Genomic DNA, 17,108 nt, shown 5'->3' on the forward strand with positions numbered 1-17,108 from the left:
GTTCGGGTATGGGCAATCGCAATCAAACAGCGCAATCCTTGGTAGACACAGTCTTGGCTCCGCGAGTTATCGAAGAACCGGATTCCATCGCTTGGGACGACACCGCCGATGTGGTCATTGTTGGTTTCGGTGGCGCCGGAGCAGCAGCGGCCATCCAGGCACGGGAGGAGGGCGCGAGTGTCCTGGCGCTGGAGCGCTTCCAGGGAGGCGGAGCTACCATGCTCAGCGGCGGCGTGATCTATAGCGGTGGTGGCACGCGGCAGCAACGGGAAGCGGGTATCGAGGATAGTCCGGAGAATATGTTCCGCTATCTGAAACTGGAAACCCAGGGCTGTGTTAGCGACACCCTGCTGCGGGAGTTCTGCGAGGGCAGCACCGGCGACCTCGAATGGCTGGAGAAGCACGGCCTTGAATTCCCGGGCAATGCGGCCCCGGAGAAAACTTCGTATCCGCGCAACCCCTATTTTCTATACTACTCGGGCAATGAGGGTACACCCGTCGCCATGGAACAGGCGGAAGCCGCACCCCGTGGACACCGCCACAGGGCCGCCGGCCAGGCTGGCACAGAGTTCTTCCTACGCCTGAAAGATGCCGCCCTTGCGCTGGGCGCCAGACTGGTCACGCAGACCCGCGTCCAGCGACTGGTGGTGGATGGCGAAGGTCGCGTGCTCGGTGTGGAGGCGTCGAGATTGCGCCAGGATTCCTGGGCGGCTCGCAAACACAAGTGGATCATGTGGTGCCTCACCCGGATGCACGCCTTCGGCATCGGGTTGATGCGCTCCCTGACGCCGTATTTCGAGCGGTTGGAGGCGAGCGTCAGTGAGCCCTATTGCGTGCGTGCCAGAGGGGGCGTGATCCTGGCCACCGGTGGCTTTATCGCCAACAAGCCGATGACCCGGGTACATATTCCCAAGTACGCCGGCACCATGCGCAACGGGACTCCCGGCTGCGATGGCTCGGGCATCCTGCTGGGCCAGAGCGTGGGTGGTAGCACCCGGATGATGGATCGGGCTTCTGCCTGGCGCTTTATCAACCCGCCGAAGGCCTTTGCCCAGGGCATTATCGTCAATGCCCGGGGCGAGCGTTACTGCAACGAGGGCGCTTACGGCGCCCAGATCGGCCACTACATGTGTGAGCACAACGACGGTAAGGGCTGGATCATCTTGGATGATCGGCTGTTTGCCGAGGCAAAGGGCCAGCTGCTGCCCTGGAAGGTGCTGCCTTTCCAGTCGATTCTGTACTACCAGACCATGTACACGGGAGGCCGAAAGGCCGATTCACTGGAGGCACTGGCGGCGGACATGGGCTTCGATCCGGAGATCCTTTCTAGAGAGGTCGCGGACTACAACCGGGCTGTTCGTGGTGAGGTGCCCGACCCACAGCGCAAGGGCGATGAGTTTCATCGGGAAATCGTCCAGGCGCCGTTCCACGCGCTGAACATCAGCAAGTCTGGGGCGAAGTTCCCCTTGGCAGTGCTCACGTTCGGCGGGCTGGCTGTGGATGAAAACACCAGTGGCGTTCAACGTGAAGACGGCTCGATTATCGATGGATTGTACGCGGTGGGCAGGGCCGCTGCCGGACTTCCCTCCAGTCACTACATGAGCGGCTTCGCCATCGCCGACTGTATCTTCACCGGGCGCAAGGTGGCCCGGGCTGCGGCCCGGTAGCACGCGCCAGCCCGATTGCTATACTGCTTTAACGACTTCCAGAGGCAGTATCCTGCATGAATAGCCACTCAATTCCCGGCGGGGTCGACTACGCCGAATTTCGCGAACACGAGGTTCGCAAAGTCCGCAAGGTCATGATCGACGGCAATCTCACGGAAGTGTAAGAAATATAAATGGGGTATTGGGAAGAAATCCACTCGCGCCACCCAGAGCCACCCAGATCTTTGACCCGAAGATGGCGCTCAATCATCCTTAATCATCTCGAAATCGCGCTCGTATCGGCTCCCTCACAGATCGTTTCCATCCATTCCCGGGCAGAAGCACACAAAAACCTATGCCAACTATTGTTCAGTGGCGTCCCTGCTGATTGAACTGTGAAAATGTGGATTCTGCTACCGTGTGCCCTTCCCCGCGAAAAGAGGCATTGTGGCAGGTGGGGCCCTGGTTGGTGGTACCAGGGGTGGCCGAGCAGGTGTATCCTGTTCCTTCATACTCAGGTGAGCCAGAATCCTGTCTATGATGTCCTGATCCTCAATACTGGCAATTACCCTGACAGTACCCCCGCAACGCACACAGTTCTCAACATCAATGTTGAAAACCCGTGCCAATCGTTGTGCCCAGGTCATCGCTACATGCAACTCAGCCGGTGATCTAACCTCAGCTTTGGCTGCAAGCTTTGCCTTCTTACCTCGGTGGGCCGGTGTGATCTCGGCCCGCAAGCGGTGATTGGGTGCCAGCACACCGTGGTACCGGGTGAGATTTACTCTGGGCTTGGGCACCAGGGCCGCCAATCGTGCAATGAAATCCACCGGCTCGAAGGCCACCTGTGTCGTTCCGTCCCGGTAAGGCGTCTTCAGGGTGTAGACCACCTTGCCGGTTGCGTTCAGTGAAAGGCGGGGAACTGCAACCGCCGGCCTGGCTATGTACCTGCACAGCCGCTCACGCTTGTCCTTTTGGTGTCCTTCGCAGCTCACCCCGGCGTGGAGGGAGAAGCCGTTGGCTTTGGCCACTCGTTCCAGTCCAGGGTCCGGCCTATCCAGTGGACGGATGGTGCGAATCATGAAGGCCTTTCGCCCCTGCTGAGGGCCGACTGCGATCCGGTAGGAGACGGAGCTGCCCAGAATCTGGGGCATGGCGTCGGTGTCTTCGGCGGGGTCGAGTTCCAGCCAGGCGCTCTCGGCATCCTGTTCCAGCAATCCCTGGCGCTCCAGGCATCGTCCTACACGTCGGCTAATTAGCTGAACGAGGTCCTCCAACTCACCCTTATCCGGCGCTCTGACTCGCCGAAACCAGGGAGATCTATTGTCGCGATAGACGTAGACGCCATCAAGGAACAGGGCGTGAAAGTGAATATTCAGGTTCAAGGCGCTGCCAAAGCGCTGGATCAGCGTGACCGCACCGGTGGCGGCATCTTTGAGTTGATACCCAGCCTTGTGTACCAGGTGGGTCGAGATCGCCCGGTAAACAATGCCCAGCACCTTGCCCATGGCTTGGGGGTAGGCCGCAAACAGATAGCGCAGGGGAAAGGGGAAACTGATAACCCACTGGCGAAGCGGGGCATCGGGGAACACCTCATCAGCCAGCAGGGCGGCAGTCTCGGCCATGCGACGTGCGCCGCAACTCGGGCAAAATCCCCGCTTCTTGCAGGAGAACGCCACCAGTCGCTCGAAGTGGCATTTGTCGCAGCGTACCCGGAGAAAGCCATGCTCGAGACGACCGCACTTCAGGTAGGCCTCGAATTCCCGGTGTACATGGTCAGGCAGAGATTTGCCCTGCTGGGCCAGTTGGTCCACCAGGGCAGGGTAGTGCGCCTCGACGAGCTGATAGAGCAGTGTCTGCTCGGGTTGATGGCGCTCGTATGTGGTGTGGCCAAATGCATGCCCATAAACAGGGGCAGGCTCTCCTTTGCCTGGCGACAGCATACCGGCTTGACTCCAACATCCGTGGTGCCGAAGTCACGTACCATGAAGCAATCGGTGCTGGCCGGGAACATCTAATCTGAGCGAAAGGACAGTCTCTTGCATCTTGCGCAATATGCAATATGCCTATTCACTACTCGCGCACTCAGAGGGAAAACTGGGAATTGATCAAAAGCATCAGGCACAAAGGGCTGAAAAAATTCTTCAACAGCGGTGGCGACGATACCCGGGGCATCAATTCCGACCATGAGGACAAGTTGCGTGACCAGTTGGCAGCCTTGGACTCCGCTACAGATATTGCGGATATGGATTTGCCGGGGTGGCGCCTGCACCCCTTGAAGGGCACCCAGACACCGCCCTTCGGCAGCCCCAACCCGCTGGACCTGTATCAGTACCTGGAAGACTACGAGAGCATGACCGGCGGCCAGGTGTTGGCGATCGCCCACAACGGCAACCTGTCCAACGGCATCATGTTCCCGGTGGACGCCCAGTATGACGGGCGCAAGCTGGACAAGAAGTACGTGGAAGCCCGCGCCAAGTGGGAGCCCCTGTATGAGATCACCCAGATCAAGGGCGACGGCGAGGCCCACCCCTTCCTCTCCCCGGACGACGAGTTCGCCGATTACGAAAACTGGGACAAGGGCAACCTCGACCTCTCCATTCCCAAGACCGAGGACATGCTGCAGTACGAGTACGCTCGGGAGGCCCTGAAAAATGGCCTGGTGCTGGAGCAGCGCCTGGGCACCAACCCCTACAAGTTCGGCCTCGTGGGTGCCACCGACAGCCACACCAGTCTCACCACCCCCGAGGAGGACAACTACTTCGGCAAGCACACCGGCTACGAACCTTCACCGGAACGCATGACCCATCCCTTCATGAAGACAGAGCACGGCGAACTGTTTGCCTGGCAGCAGGTAGCCTCCGGGCTACAGGCGGTGTACTCCCGGGAGAACACCCGCGAGAGCATCTGGGACGCCATGGAACGCAAGGAAACCTATGCAACTACCGGCACGCGCATGATGGTTCGCTTCTTTGGCGGCTGGGAGTTTGAAGAGAGCGACCTGAACAACCGCCAGCCCGCCTTCATAGGCTACGACAAGGGTGTGCCCATGGGTGGCGACCTCAAACCCACGAACGGCGCCGGGGCACCCAACTTCATGGTGTATGCCCTGCGCGACCCTGTGGGTGCAAACCTCGACCGTATCCAGATCGTGAAGGGCTGGACCGACAAGAGCGGCGAGACCCACGAGAAAGTCTACAACGTGGCCTGGTCCGGCGAGCGCAAGCCAGACAACAGGGGTAAGCTGCCCGCTGTGGGCAATACCGTGGACGTGGCCAATGCCAACTGGACCAATACCATTGGCGCCTCGGAGCTGGCAGCTATTTGGCAAGACCCGGACTTCGATCCCAAACAACGCGCGTTCTACTACGCACGGGTACTGGAGATCCCGACACCGCGCTGGGTGGTCTACGATGCTTTCCGCTTTGGCATTGATATCCCCGACGGTGCGACAACCACCGGGCAGGAGCGGGCCTATACCAGCCCGATCTGGTATACCCCATAAAAAAAGGCCCGCTATCTAGCGGGCCTTTTCCGTATTACTGCGGGGGTCTAGCTCCCTGTTGCTGCATCGCGCGCATCTGCATCATCTGCTGCATCTGCCCGATCATCTTGTCAATGCTGAAGCTGGCGGTGGCCTGGCGCGGCGGGAACTGGCGGAAAGTCATCAACCACTTACCGACTTCCTGCTGCACCGGCACGAACAGCCACAACTGGTCGCCGAAGAAGCGCGTATAAAGACCAGAGTCCAGTGAGGTCTCATAGGGATCCGAGCGCAGGTGAACCATGCGGGGGAAGTTCAGGGCTTCACGCTGCCCCGCCCAGCCATCCATCGACCAGCCGAAGTGAATCTTCCAGTCGTTCCAGCGGATGGCATTGAAGTTAGCGTTGTCGTCAAAGTAGTAGAGGGTGGTGCGCTTACCCGGCCCTTTGCCTGCCAACAGTTCCGTCTGGTCATAGCCGTCCAGGTGAACCTTGAAGGTCTTGTCGCCAGCGCGATGGCCCTTGAGCAACTTCTGTTTTACACCGGGCTCACCCGCCGCCGTCAACAGCGTGGGCATCCAATCCAGGTGCGAGAAGATATCGTTGATAACCGTACCCGGCTCAACCACACCCGGCCAACGAATCATCGCTGGAACACGGAAGCCGCCCTCCCAGGTGGAACCCTTTTCGCCACGGAAAGGCTCGACACCGGCGTCGGGGTAGGTACCGGTCTGGGAACCATTGTCGGTAGAGTAGACAACGATCGTGTCATCGCTAATGCCAAGCTCGTCGAGCTTATCCAGCAGCAGGCCCACGTGGTAGTCGTGTTCCATCAGGCCATCGGCGTACAGGCCATAACCCGACGCGCCATCCCACTTGGGCGCCAGGCGGGTCCACACATGCATGCGCGTGGCGTTGAACCAGACGAAGAATGGCTTGTCGTCCTTGTGCGCCTTCTCAATAAACTTGATCGCCGAATCAGTAAATTCCTGGTCGACCATTTCCATGCGCTTGCGCGTCAGCGGGCCGGTATCTTCAATCTTGCCGTCCGCATATGAGCGGATAACGCCGCGCGGTGCGAAACGATTGTGGAAAGCTGGATCCTTCGGGTAGAAGTACGTCTCAGGCTCTTCTTCAGCATTCAGGTGGTAGAGATTGCCGAAGAACTCATCGAAACCATGATTGGTGGGCAGGAACTCGTCCTTATCACCGAGGTGGTTCTTGCCAAACTGGCCGGTCACGTAACCATGCGGCTTGAGCAATTCAGCGATAGTAGGATCTTCCGCCTGCAGACCGATGTCAGCGCCAGGCATGCCCACCTTCAACAAGCCGGTGCGCAATGGGTGCTGGCCAGTGATAAACGCGGAGCGACCAGCAGTACAGCTTTGCTCCCCGTAGTAATCAGTGAACATCGCACCTTCATTGGCAATGCGGTCGATATTCGGGGTGCTGCCACCCAGCATACCCCGATGGTAGGCGCTGAGATTGGACCAGCCGATATCATCACCCCAGATCACCAGGATGTTGGGTTTATCCGCTGCCTGGCTTACCGCGGCGGCGCAGGATACCGCTACCGTCGCAGCCACCAGGCAGGCCCGGCGTATCGTGTGTACTAGGTTTTTCATTGTAATTACCTGTGTTGCTGTTGCTCTGTCAGAGAGACCTGGCGATCAGTTCTTTCATGATCTCGTTGGTCCCGCCGTATATTTTCTGCACCCGGCTGTCTGCATACATACGGGCAATGGGGTACTCCCACATATAGCCATAGCCACCGTGCAGCTGCAGGCACTCGTCGACAATGTCGCACTGCTTCTGGGTGCACCACCACTTGGCCATGGACGCCTCTTCGGCGTTCAACTCACCCTTGATGTGCTTGGCGATGCACTGGTCCACGAAGCTGCGGGCAATGGTTGTCTCGGTCTTGCACTCCGCCAGCTTGAAGCGGGTGTTCTGGAACTCGAACACGCTTTTGCCAAAGGCCTGGCGTTCGCGGGTGTACTCCACTGTCGCTTCCACCGCCATCTCGGCAATCGTGGCGCCGGCACAGGCGATACTCAGGCGCTCCTGGGGTAGTTGCATCATCAATTGCACAAAGCCCTGCCCCTCGGCGTCCCCGAGAAGATTCGCCGCGGGCACCCTCACCTCGTTGAAGAACAGCTCCGAGGTATCGGCATCCTTAAGCCCCACCTTCTCCAGGTTGCGACCGCGGGAAAAACCCTCCAGACCTTCGGTCTCAACCACGATCAGCGAGGTACCCCTGGCACCTGCCGCCGGGTCGGTCTTGGCCACAACAATAATCAACTCGGCGTGCTGCCCGTTGCTGATGAATGTCTTGGCGCCGTTAATAATATAGTCGTCACCGTCGCGCCTGGCAGTGGTTTTCACACCCTGCAGGTCGGAACCGGCGCCCGGTTCAGTCATCGCAACCGCACCGACAAGATCGCCACTGGCCATGGCCGGAAGCCATTTCTTTTTCTGCTCCTCATTACCATAGTTGAGGAGGTAGTGGGCCACAATCTGGCTGTGAACGGTGTTGCCGCCACCCACCGAAGCCGCGGCGCCGCCGCGGATCATCGCATCATAGATCACCGCCTCATGCGTATAGTCACCGCCCGCACCGCCATACTCCTCAGGGATGCTGGCGCAGAGCAGGCCGGCGGCCCCGGTGATACGCCAGGCCTCGCGGTCGCACATGCCCTGGGCCTCCCAGCGCTCGCGATGGGGCCCCAACTCCCGCTCAGTAAACCTGAGTGCACTCTCGTGCAGCAGGCGGAGTTCCTCGTTCATCCAGCTTGAATTCAATATCGACATCAACAACTCCTCAAACAGCTATCTTGTGCAAAATGGATTCCAGTTCATCGCGCGACACCCAGTGGGGCACGGGGTACTGCCGGCACTCCGCCATGCTGTCGTTGGCCACCGTCGGAATATCGGCCTGGGCAAATGCATCCAGCCGCGTGGCAAGTCCCAGCTCCGACAACAGGTCCCGGGTGGCCTGCACAAAGGCCTTCGCTCGCTCGGTATCTGACTGACCAGGCTTGCCAACGCCGATAATATCGGCAAGCTCTGCCAGGGCAGACGGGCTGTGCTCAAGATAACAATCGAGCACATTGGGAAGAACAATAGCATTGGCAATGCCGTGGGGTGTGCCGTAAAGCCCGCCGAACTGGTGCGCGATAGCGTGCACCATGCCAACACTGGCGTGGTTGATGGCCTGGCCGGCGTAATAAGAGGCGACTGACACCGCTTCGCGGGCCTCCATATCCTGGCCATCGTGATAGGCACGAGGCAGGTGCTCGAATAACAGGCGGGTAGCCGTACCGGACAGGCGCCGGACCTCATCATCGGACCATCGGCCGATATAGGTTTCTATGGCGTGAGTCAGGGCATCTGCTCCCGTTGCGGCAGTGACGCCACGTGGCATACCGGTAAGCAGAGCCGGGTCCAGCGACACCCCCAGGGGTACCAGCTTCATATCGGCGAGGAACCCCTTGCGGTGCGTCTGGGCATCTGAAATCACCGCCGCGAAGGTCGCTTCCGATCCCGTGCCGGACGTGGTGGGGATCGCAAATAGCGGCGCCAGCGCTTTACGTATCTTCAGGATACCCACCAGCGACTCCACCGGCCCATTGGTCTCGCTGGCAGCAATGCCCTTGGCAGCGTCAATAGAGGAACCGCCACCCAGGGCCAGCACCGAGTCACAGGCCTGGGCGCGAAACTGTGCCAGACCTTCCTCTACGATGGCTGTGGTCGGATCGGGCAATACACCAGCGTAGACAAACAGCTCGCCACCAGCGCCTTCAACAGCGGCGCGAATATTATCGGCCATACCCAGGTCGATCAGTACCTGGTCGGTCACCAACAGGATACGTCGGTGGCCCATGGCAACCATATGCCTTGCCAGTTGGCGCGAACTTCCTTCCCCGGCAAACAGCATCTGGGTTGGCACCGAGAGAAACTTCTGCACAATGCCTAATAGTCCTACGGTCAGCTTGTGCACCAGCCAGTGAAATAATCGCATCGCCTACAGCTCTCCCATGTTCAACAGAATGCGAGCCATTCTCTGCGAAGCACCTAAACCTTGTAATGGCTTGAAACACAGTGTTTTATAGCCCAAACTGTCAATCACACCCATACGCCATAAGTAATTGATTTATAAGGCATAAAAATCAATGGAGATATCCACGGTACCGGCTTTCCTGGTCAGGGCCCTGTTACAAGGGGCCGCTCTGCGCGGTTGTGACACCGACGCTGTCCTATGCCAACTGGCGCTCTCGCCAGAGGTTGTCAATGCCGATCGTGGCCGCATCCCGGCCGCTCAGTATTCGCAACTGGTTGATCAGCTCTCGGCAGAGTTGAACGACGAGTACTGCGGCCTGGTTGAACAGCCATCGCGCCCGGGCACATTTGCACTAATCTGCTATGCCTGTATCCACACGCCCACGCTCGGGGCCTTTATCGAACGGGCCGTACCCTTCCACTCAGTCACTACAGATTGCAGCGAGACTTCCGTTGAAGTGACCGATGGCACCGCGCACTATATTTTCACTCCGCGGGGCGAGGATTCAGAGCCCCAACGACTGCTGGTGATGTCGTTCCTGGCGATCATCCACCGCCTTGCGAGCTGGTTGATTGGCCAGAACATGCCCCTGGAAAGCGCCAGCCTGGCTCACCCGCGGCCTGAGCACGCGGCAACATACAACCTGCTGTTCCGCGCCCCGGTACGCTTTGACAGCGATCGAAACTGCATCAGCTTCAGCGCCAACTACCTGGCGGCGCCGGTGGTGCGCAATGAAGCCGAGTTGGAGCAATTCCTGCAGATGCCCGGCGCACAGCTTATGGCGAGCCCGGTCAACAGCAATAGCCACGTGGCCAAAGTAACCAACCTGATTAAACCCAGTGTGGCTGAGGAATTTCCCGACTTCGAATGGATTGCAGCGCAACTGCATACGACCACCGGCACTCTGCGCCGAAGACTCCGGGAGGAAGGCACTTCCTACCAGCAGCTCAAGGATGAGCTGCGCAGGGACACGGCCATCTACAACCTGAACCGTGGACGGATGAGCATCGAGGACGTGGCGGAAAGTATCGGCTTCTCAGAGCCAACGTCGTTCTTCCGCGCATTCAAGCGCTGGACAGGGGTGACACCACGCGCCTATACCGCGCGGCAAAAAAACGCCTAGGCCTTTTTGGTAAAGGCGGCCACTCGTTCTTTCATATCACTGCATGCACCTGGGCTGTTGGTGTATTCATAGTCCAGCCCCTCGTGCAGGCGCAACCCGTCTGTCGCTTCAATGATGCTCTTGCATACCTGGTGGCTGTGGCGCGAGTTCTTCGCCACCGCCAGCGCGTACGCGCGGGTTTGTGCCGCCAGGTCTGCTACCGGGAACACACGATCCACCAATCCAATCCGCAATGCCTCTTCAGCGCCGACACGCCTGGCGCTGAACATCATATCCTTGGCCCGCGCTGCACCAACCCGGCGCGGCAGGCGCTGGGTCATGCCCCAGACAGGGCTGAGCCCCCACTGGCTGTGGGTGTCAGCCAGCACGGTATTGTCATCGACGAAAATGAGATCGCATGCCAGGGCAAGCTCAAGTGCACCGGTAAAACAGTAGCGATGTACCTGGGCGATCGTAGGGACACACAGGCTTGCCAGCGCCTCAAGGACGGTGGCCTCGTACTGCGAGTGCTCTGTCTCACCGCCGGCTTCGATGTCCTTCAGATCGTGCCCCGAGGAAAAAGCCTTGCCCTCCCCGCACAGGATCACACACGCGACATCCTCACGTTTGCCAATATCAGCAACGGCCGCCTCCAGCGCCTGGAACAGGGCGTGGTTCAAGGCATTCATGGTTTCCGGACGATTAAGGGTGAGCGTGGCGACGCCCTCCTCGACACTGACCACCAGATTTTCACTCATTGAATTTCCTTCCATACGAACACAAGTTCTTCTCATCCTTTCATGGTCAACGCACATCGGTAAACACGCAATATCCGCAGCAATCAAAAAGGCTGCCCGCGGGAATCAAAATGCCGCCATGGCTCGCACACGCCTTGACACCCGGTGCACTGCAACGCAGATTCTCTGCCTGCAAATACTCGCGGAGAGAGGTCACCCATGCAGCCAGCCCCCAATGCCCCCGTCATCGTTGCCACCGCACAACACACCTGGCGGAATCCGGATCCCGGGCGAACGCCGCTGGACGCCCTGGAAGCCATCTCCCGGGAAGCACTGAACAACACCCATTACGACCAGGTGGCAGCGAACATCGATGCCATCGCCACGGTGCGCTTCATCATGGATACCGATCCCAATCTGGCGCCACTGTTGCCACGCAATCCCGGCAAGGTCATTGCGGAACGGTTGGGGCTCGACAACCCCCAGTGCTTCCAAACAGGCATCGGCGGCAACACACCCCAGTTCCTGGTAAACCATTTCGCCGACCGAGTGGCCAGTGGTGAGTTCAAAGCTGTGCTGATCAATGGCGCCGAGTTCATCAACAATTTCTTTAGTGCCATGCGTAGTGGCGCCGACATCAGTGGCTGGATTGGCGAACCCTGTGATGCCCCCACCATGATTGGCGGTGAAGATAAGGACGGGCTGAACGACGTCGAGAAAGCCCACGGTCTGTATGAGCCGATTAATACCTACCCCCTGTTCGAGAGCTCCCTGCGTCACAGCAACGCTGGAAATTCTGTCTCCGCTGAACTGTGTGCGAAAATGGCCGCGGTTGCAGCTGCCAATCAGTACGCCTGGCGCCAGGACGCTCCCGAGGCCGAAGACATCAGCGCGCCTTCAGCGCAGAACCGCTATATCGGCTACCCCTATACGAAGGCAATGAATGCCCTGCTGTCTGTTGATATGGCCGCCGCCGTCATCCTCACCAGCGCCGGACACGCCGCGGCCATGGGCATACCTGCCGAGCAGATAATCTACCTGCGCGGCGGCACAGACTTGAACGAGGTCTGGCATGTCAGCGAACGCCCCGAGTTACAGCGCGCCCCGGCGATCGGCAAAGCCGTTGCCGCCAGCCTGAACCAGGCCAACCTGGCGCTCGAGGACGTCAATCACTTCGACATCTACAGCTGCTTCCCCTGCGCTGTTGAAATTGCCTGTAACGAAATCGGGCTCGACCCGCTGGACCCGCGAGGCGTTACCGTGACCGGCGGCCTGCCTTTCTTCGGCGGCCCAGGTAACAACTACTCCCTGCACGCCATCGCCGAAATGGTGGAGCGACTGCGCCACGACGGCGGCCATGGCCTGGTGACCGCAAACGGCCTGTACCTGACCAAGCACTCGATAGGTGTGTATTCCGCCGAGGCCCCGGCACAACCCTGGGCCTCCATCGACGCCAGCGCACTGCAGGCAGAAGTGGATGCAACTCCACGCTGCCAATTGGCGCAGAACCCCGAGGGTCAAGTCACCGTCGAGGCGTTCACCGTCGCCTATGACAAGTCGGGGCCCAAACGGGGATACATCGTCGCCCGCAATGACAACAACCAGCGGGTACTGGCCAACGTCGAGGCCGACAGCGACACCCTGGGCCGCATGCTCGAAGCCGACATTGTCGGCCAGCGCGGAATGGTATCAGCTACCGAGGCAGGAAATATCTTCACGCTCTGATGGGTCAGTAAACCTGTTCGCCCGGGTCACTCCGCGCTGGCCGGGCCACGGATAACATGGGCGCCCTGATAAAAACCCGGGGAACCCAGTGTTATGACAAGTGTGTTGCCAGAGATCGAATGCGGACCACTGCAAGCCTTCTATGAGCGGGAAGAGCGTCACGCAGGCGATGTCTGCTTCGTGCAGCCCGGGCCTGATGGCCAGCTCGAATCGCTGACCTGGCACGACGTCGGCCAGCAGGCCAGGCGCATCGCCAGCTACCTGGATTCGCTGAACCTGGAACCTGGCAGCCGTGTGGCATTGATGTCCAGTAATTGCTGCCACTGGATTATCGCAGACATCGCCATCTGGATGGCCGGGCACATTTCGGTTCCCCTCTACCCCATTCTGGCTGAAGACACGGTGCGCAAGGTGCTCGAGCACAGTGACGCGCAGGTAATGTTCGTGGGCAAGCTGCAGGACTGGGACACCATCAGGGCCGGCATACCCGACCAGGTTGCACTGGTCAGCCTGCCCCTGGCTCCTCCCGCGATCGCCGCAGGCACCGTGCGCTGGGGCGATATTCTGCGGGAGCAGCTGCCCATGCCGGGCACGCCCGACCAGCCCCTGAATGCCCTCGCTACAATCATCTACACCTCGGGCACTACCGGCATGCCCAAAGGCGTCATGCACTCCTTCGCCAACCTGGCCACGGTGGGCCAGCTGACCGGCCAACTTTACGATACCCGGGAGGCAGATCGCATGCTGTCCTACCTGCCGCTGGCCCATGTTGCCGAGCGCGCGGCGGTGGAAATCAACCAGTTGTACAACGGGTTCCGGGTGTACTTCTCGCATTCCCTGGACACCTTTGCCGACGACCTGCGACGCGCCCGCCCTACCCTGTTCTTCGCCGTGCCCCGCATCTGGAGCAAGTTGCAGCAGCGGGTACTGGAGCAGATGCCGGAGAAAAAACTCGAGCGCCTGCTGCGGCTGCCAATAGTTGGCGGCATGGTGAGACGCAAGCTCACCGGCGCGCTCGGCATGGACAAGTTGCGTATCGCCGTGAGCGGCGCAGCGCCACTGTCCACCTCGCTCATGCGCTGGTACAGCAAGCTCGGTATCGAAATTCTCGAGGGTTACGCCATGAGTGAAAATTTCGCCTACTCCCACTCCACCCAGTTGGGGCAGGCGCGGATAGGCTACGTGGGCAACGCCAATCCCCACGTGATCTGCAAGCTGTCTCCCGAGGGGGAAATCCTGGTGAAGTCACCCACCAATATGCTCGGCTACTACCGAGAACCCGAGCTAAGCGCCCAGGCCATCGACACCGACGGCTACCTGCACACCGGCGACAAGGGCGAGATCAGCCGGGACGGTCGCCTGAAGATTACGGGGCGCATCAAGGATATCTTCAAGACCAGCAAGGGTAAGTATGTTGCTCCGGCGCCAATTGAAGACCGCCTGCAGCGCCACACGGCACTGGAACTGGTGTGTGTCACCGGTGCCAACCTTCCGCAGCCTATCGCCCTGGCAACACTGGCCGAAGGCACCAGACACGACGAGCAAGCCCTGCAGCTGGAACTGGCCGATCTACTGGAAGAAACCAATAGCGCCCTGGACAAGCATGAACATCTTTCCCAGATCATAGTGTTCCCCACCCCCTGGACGGTGGAGAGCAATATCGTTACGCCCACCCTGAAGATCAAACGCCCGGAAATCGACAAGCGCTACATGCCCCGGGTAGCGGAATGGCAATCCAGTAAGGATCGCGTGATTTTCGCCCAACACTAATACGACATCGCACTACAAGGACATAACAATGACAGCAATACGCAAGACACCGACACGCAAGACCATCGCGTCAGCCATCAGCCTGGCTCTGGCGACTACAGCCCTGACACAGACTAACCCAGCGCTGGCCCAGCAACTGGTACTGGAAGAGGTGATCGTGACCGCACAGAAACGCGCGCAGAGCCTGCAGGATGTGCCGATTTCCGTAGCGGCAATGACCGGTGACAAGATCGATGACACAGGTATCACCTCACTGGAAGAACTGACCTTGTACGTCCCCAATGTGAGCATAAACAGCGGCGCCAACACACCCAACCTGTTTATCCGCGGCATTGGCTCGGGCACCAACGCGGGCTTCGAACAATCGGTGGGCATGTATATCGACGGTGTTTACGCGGGCCGGGGTCCGCTGGCAGCTGTGCCCACCACGATGGATCTGGAGCGCGTAGAGATCCTCAAGGGCCCCCAGGGCATCCTGTTTGGCAAGAACACGATTGCCGGCGCCATTAACATCACCACCGCCAAACCGAGCCAGGAGTTCGAGGGGATGGCCGAAGCACTATACGCCCCGGACCACGGTGAAGAACAGTACAACCTCGTGCTCTCCGGGCCCCTCGGCGACACACTGTATGGACGGATCGCTGCACGCTACGACGCCATGGACGGGTGGTGGGACAACGAGCTCAGTGGCAAAGAGGGTCCTGACCTGTCCAACACCTACGTGCGCGGCAGCCTGCTGTGGGAAGCCAGCGACACCATCGAGGTGCACGCCAAGTATGAGTTGGGCGACTTCAGCCGCGGCGAATCCCCGTCTGTCGTCTACCAGTCCGACTTCGCGGGCCAGGAGAACTTTGCCGGCGACGTACCCTTCCCTGTAATCTCAGACCGGGACGAAGGTGCCGTCGACTTTGAGGACTATACCGATACCGACACCGATGTCGCTGCAGTCACCCTCAACTGGGACCTGGACTTCGCCACCTTCACCTCCATCACCGCCTACTCCGCCTATGAGTTCGAGCGCGGTCAGAACAGCGACCTCACCGCAACCGCAGCCATCCACCGCACAATGTGGGAAGACTACGAGCAATTCAGTCAGGAACTGCGCCTGGTATCTCCCGGCGGTGACACTATTGACTGGATCGCCGGCGCCTATTTCCAGAGCGCCGAGTTGGATATCTCGCGCCGCAACCATGCCCTCGACATGGCACAGGCGGGCCCGCTGGGCGTACGCGGCGCGCTGGTCCAGACCCAGGAGCCGGTTCCCTCGGTATTCGACCAGGAATCTGAAAGCTGGGCCGTGTTCGGCCAGGCTACCTGGAATGTCGCCGATAGCTGGCGCGTCACAGGCGGCCTGCGCTACAACGAGGAATCCAAGGACCTGGACAAGGTCACCCAACAGGACATGCTGGGTATTCGCTTCGGGGACAATATATTCTTCGCCAACCCACTCAATGGCCAGTATGTCTCCGACCTGCGCGCCCACGAATTCACCGGGCTCAGCCGCGACGAGGACAAGTGGACCTTCTCTCTCAACACCCAGTGGGACGCCACCGACAATGCCATGATTTACGCCAGCGTGAGCACCGGCTTCAAAGGCGGCGGTTACGACGAGTCCTACAGCAACGAGGGCACCACCATCCGTCTGGCCAACCCCATCACAGGAGAACTGACCGGCGAGAGCGTGCCCGGTGTAGACCCGTCGGTGATTGAATATGCTGACGAGGAAGTCCTCGCCTATGAGCTTGGCGCGAAAATGAGCCTGCTCGACGGTGCGGCAGAGCTTAACGTGGCCCTGTTCCGGATGGAGTATGACAACCTGCAGACCAGCTCCCTGGTGGGCGATGTCTTTCGCGTGGGCAACGCCGGTGAAGCCATCAGCCAGGGACTGGAGATCGACGGCCGCTGGCTGGTCACCGAACGCCTGACGATTGGCGGCGCGGTAGCCTACCTGGACGCCTACTACGATGACTTCACAGGTGCCACCTGCACCATCCCTCAGACGGTGGACCCCGCCAACAACCCGGGCTGCCTGGACGAAAACGGCAGCAACATCACCGTCCCGCTTTCCCCGGGTGGGCAGGACCTGACGGATGAGACCCTGCTGTTCGCACCAGAGTGGTCCACCAACCTCAATGCCCAGTACGTGATGCCGATCGGCGACACTATGGAGTTGCTGACCTCGGTGGACATCAACTACAACGACGAGCTCTACTCTGCCCTGGACCTGGACCCTGACACAGTGCACGACGCCTATACCCTGGTGAACGCACGGATTGCCCTGGCCAGTATCGAAGACACCTGGACGGTTGCACTGATCGGCAAGAACCTGACAGACGAGGAAACGTATCTGTGGAAGAACGACGTGCCGGCGACCAACTCCAACAGCTACTTCGCCATACCGGAACGTCCCCGCTCCCTGGCGGTGCAGGTGCGATACCGGTTCTAGGAATAGCTCGCCCCTATCAAAGTAAGTATCCCCCGGCAAAGCCGGGGGCTTTAGTTTGTGAGCCGCTCAAAGCGGCAATAGTGACGGAGCCTCCGGCTCCTTGCGACCCCTAAAGGGGTCGGGTCACATCAGTTTTAAC

General features: G+C 59.8%; 11 protein-coding genes. 6 read left to right on the top strand and 5 right to left on the bottom strand.

What is annotated here, in order from left to right:
* The first annotated feature begins 8 nt into the window (after positions 1-8).
* Positions 9-1,667, top strand: a complete 1,659-nt coding sequence (locus JYP50_RS10250; RefSeq protein ID WP_206560411.1) for an FAD-binding protein — start codon at positions 9-11, stop codon at positions 1,665-1,667.
* Positions 1,668-2,059: 392 nt separating this feature from the next.
* Here JYP50_RS10250 and JYP50_RS10255 read toward each other — a convergent pair whose 3' ends face one another.
* A complete protein-coding gene (locus tag JYP50_RS10255) occupies positions 2,060-3,589 on the bottom strand; it encodes a transposase (RefSeq protein WP_241263005.1) in 1,530 nt (509 codons plus the stop codon).
* A gap of 161 nt (positions 3,590-3,750) precedes the next feature.
* Here JYP50_RS10255 and JYP50_RS10260 point away from each other — a divergent pair, with 161 nt between their 5' ends.
* Positions 3,751-5,151, top strand: a complete 1,401-nt coding sequence (locus JYP50_RS10260; protein ID WP_241263006.1) for a DUF3604 domain-containing protein — start codon at positions 3,751-3,753, stop codon at positions 5,149-5,151.
* 34 nt (positions 5,152-5,185) lie between these two features.
* Here the strand turns inward: JYP50_RS10260 and JYP50_RS10265 are convergent, their stop codons facing one another.
* The 3 genes from JYP50_RS10265 to JYP50_RS10275 are packed head-to-tail and all read right to left on the bottom strand — an operon-like array spanning position 5,186 to position 9,150.
* Positions 5,186-6,754 carry an arylsulfatase gene (locus JYP50_RS10265; RefSeq protein WP_206560412.1) on the bottom strand — a complete coding sequence of 523 codons (1,569 nt, stop codon included), beginning with the start codon at positions 6,752-6,754 and terminating at the stop codon, positions 5,186-5,188.
* A 28-nt stretch (positions 6,755-6,782) separates the two neighbouring features.
* On the bottom strand, positions 6,783-7,940 hold the full coding sequence (locus JYP50_RS10270; RefSeq protein WP_241263007.1) for an acyl-CoA dehydrogenase family protein: 1,158 nt from the start codon (positions 7,938-7,940) through the stop codon (positions 6,783-6,785).
* A 10-nt stretch (positions 7,941-7,950) separates the two neighbouring features.
* Entirely contained in the window at positions 7,951-9,150 is a 1,200-nt protein-coding gene (locus JYP50_RS10275) for an iron-containing alcohol dehydrogenase (protein ID WP_206560413.1), read from the bottom strand.
* 151 nt (positions 9,151-9,301) lie between these two features.
* Between JYP50_RS10275 and JYP50_RS10280 the strand changes: the two genes are divergently transcribed.
* Positions 9,302-10,312, top strand: a complete 1,011-nt coding sequence (locus JYP50_RS10280) for an AraC family transcriptional regulator (protein WP_206560414.1) — start codon at positions 9,302-9,304, stop codon at positions 10,310-10,312.
* Here the strand turns inward: JYP50_RS10280 and JYP50_RS10285 are convergent.
* Positions 10,309-11,049, bottom strand: coding sequence for an enoyl-CoA hydratase/isomerase family protein (locus JYP50_RS10285; RefSeq protein WP_241263008.1), 741 nt, complete (start codon positions 11,047-11,049; stop codon positions 10,309-10,311). The two genes, JYP50_RS10280 and JYP50_RS10285, sit on opposite strands and share 4 nt — an antisense overlap.
* A gap of 198 nt (positions 11,050-11,247) precedes the next feature.
* On the opposite strand from JYP50_RS10285, the gene JYP50_RS10290 reads away from it, so the two are divergent.
* The 3 genes from JYP50_RS10290 (at position 11,248) to JYP50_RS10300 (ending at position 16,969) form a co-directional block, all read left to right on the top strand.
* Positions 11,248-12,753 (top strand): acetyl-CoA acetyltransferase, encoded by a 1,506-nt coding sequence (locus tag JYP50_RS10290; RefSeq protein ID WP_206560416.1) that lies wholly within the window; start codon positions 11,248-11,250, stop codon positions 12,751-12,753.
* A gap of 93 nt (positions 12,754-12,846) precedes the next feature.
* The gene (locus JYP50_RS10295) at positions 12,847-14,523 is read left to right on the top strand and encodes an AMP-binding protein (protein ID WP_206560417.1); all 1,677 of its coding nucleotides are present in this window, start codon (positions 12,847-12,849) and stop codon (positions 14,521-14,523) included.
* Positions 14,524-14,551: 28 nt separating this feature from the next.
* On the top strand, positions 14,552-16,969 hold the full coding sequence (locus JYP50_RS10300) for a TonB-dependent receptor (protein WP_206560418.1): 2,418 nt from the start codon (positions 14,552-14,554) through the stop codon (positions 16,967-16,969).
* The last annotated feature ends 139 nt before the right edge of the window (positions 16,970-17,108 follow it).

It is taken from the genome of Parahaliea mediterranea (genome assembly GCF_017255185.1).
Taxonomy (GTDB): Bacteria; Pseudomonadota; Gammaproteobacteria; order Pseudomonadales; family Halieaceae; genus JAFKCZ01.

Bases quoted from the DNA above. Each gene is read 5' to 3' on its own strand.
- JYP50_RS10270 (WP_241263007.1), bottom strand. From the start codon at position 7,940: ATGTCGATATTGAATTCAAGCTGGATGAACGAGGAACTCCGCCTGCTG.
- JYP50_RS10265 (WP_206560412.1), bottom strand. From the start codon at position 6,754: ATGAAAAACCTAGTACACACGATACGCCGGGCCTGCCTGGTGGCTGCG.
- JYP50_RS10295 (WP_206560417.1), top strand. From the start codon at position 12,847: ATGACAAGTGTGTTGCCAGAGATCGAATGCGGACCACTGCAAGCCTTC.
- JYP50_RS10290 (WP_206560416.1), top strand. From the start codon at position 11,248: ATGCAGCCAGCCCCCAATGCCCCCGTCATCGTTGCCACCGCACAACAC.
- JYP50_RS10285 (WP_241263008.1), bottom strand. From the start codon at position 11,049: ATGAGTGAAAATCTGGTGGTCAGTGTCGAGGAGGGCGTCGCCACGCTC.
- JYP50_RS10255 (WP_241263005.1), bottom strand. From the start codon at position 3,589: ATGCTGTCGCCAGGCAAAGGAGAGCCTGCCCCTGTTTATGGGCATGCA.
- JYP50_RS10275 (WP_206560413.1), bottom strand. From the start codon at position 9,150: ATGCGATTATTTCACTGGCTGGTGCACAAGCTGACCGTAGGACTATTA.
- JYP50_RS10300 (WP_206560418.1), top strand. From the start codon at position 14,552: ATGACAGCAATACGCAAGACACCGACACGCAAGACCATCGCGTCAGCC.
- JYP50_RS10250 (WP_206560411.1), top strand. From the start codon at position 9: ATGGGCAATCGCAATCAAACAGCGCAATCCTTGGTAGACACAGTCTTG.
- JYP50_RS10280 (WP_206560414.1), top strand. From the start codon at position 9,302: ATGGAGATATCCACGGTACCGGCTTTCCTGGTCAGGGCCCTGTTACAA.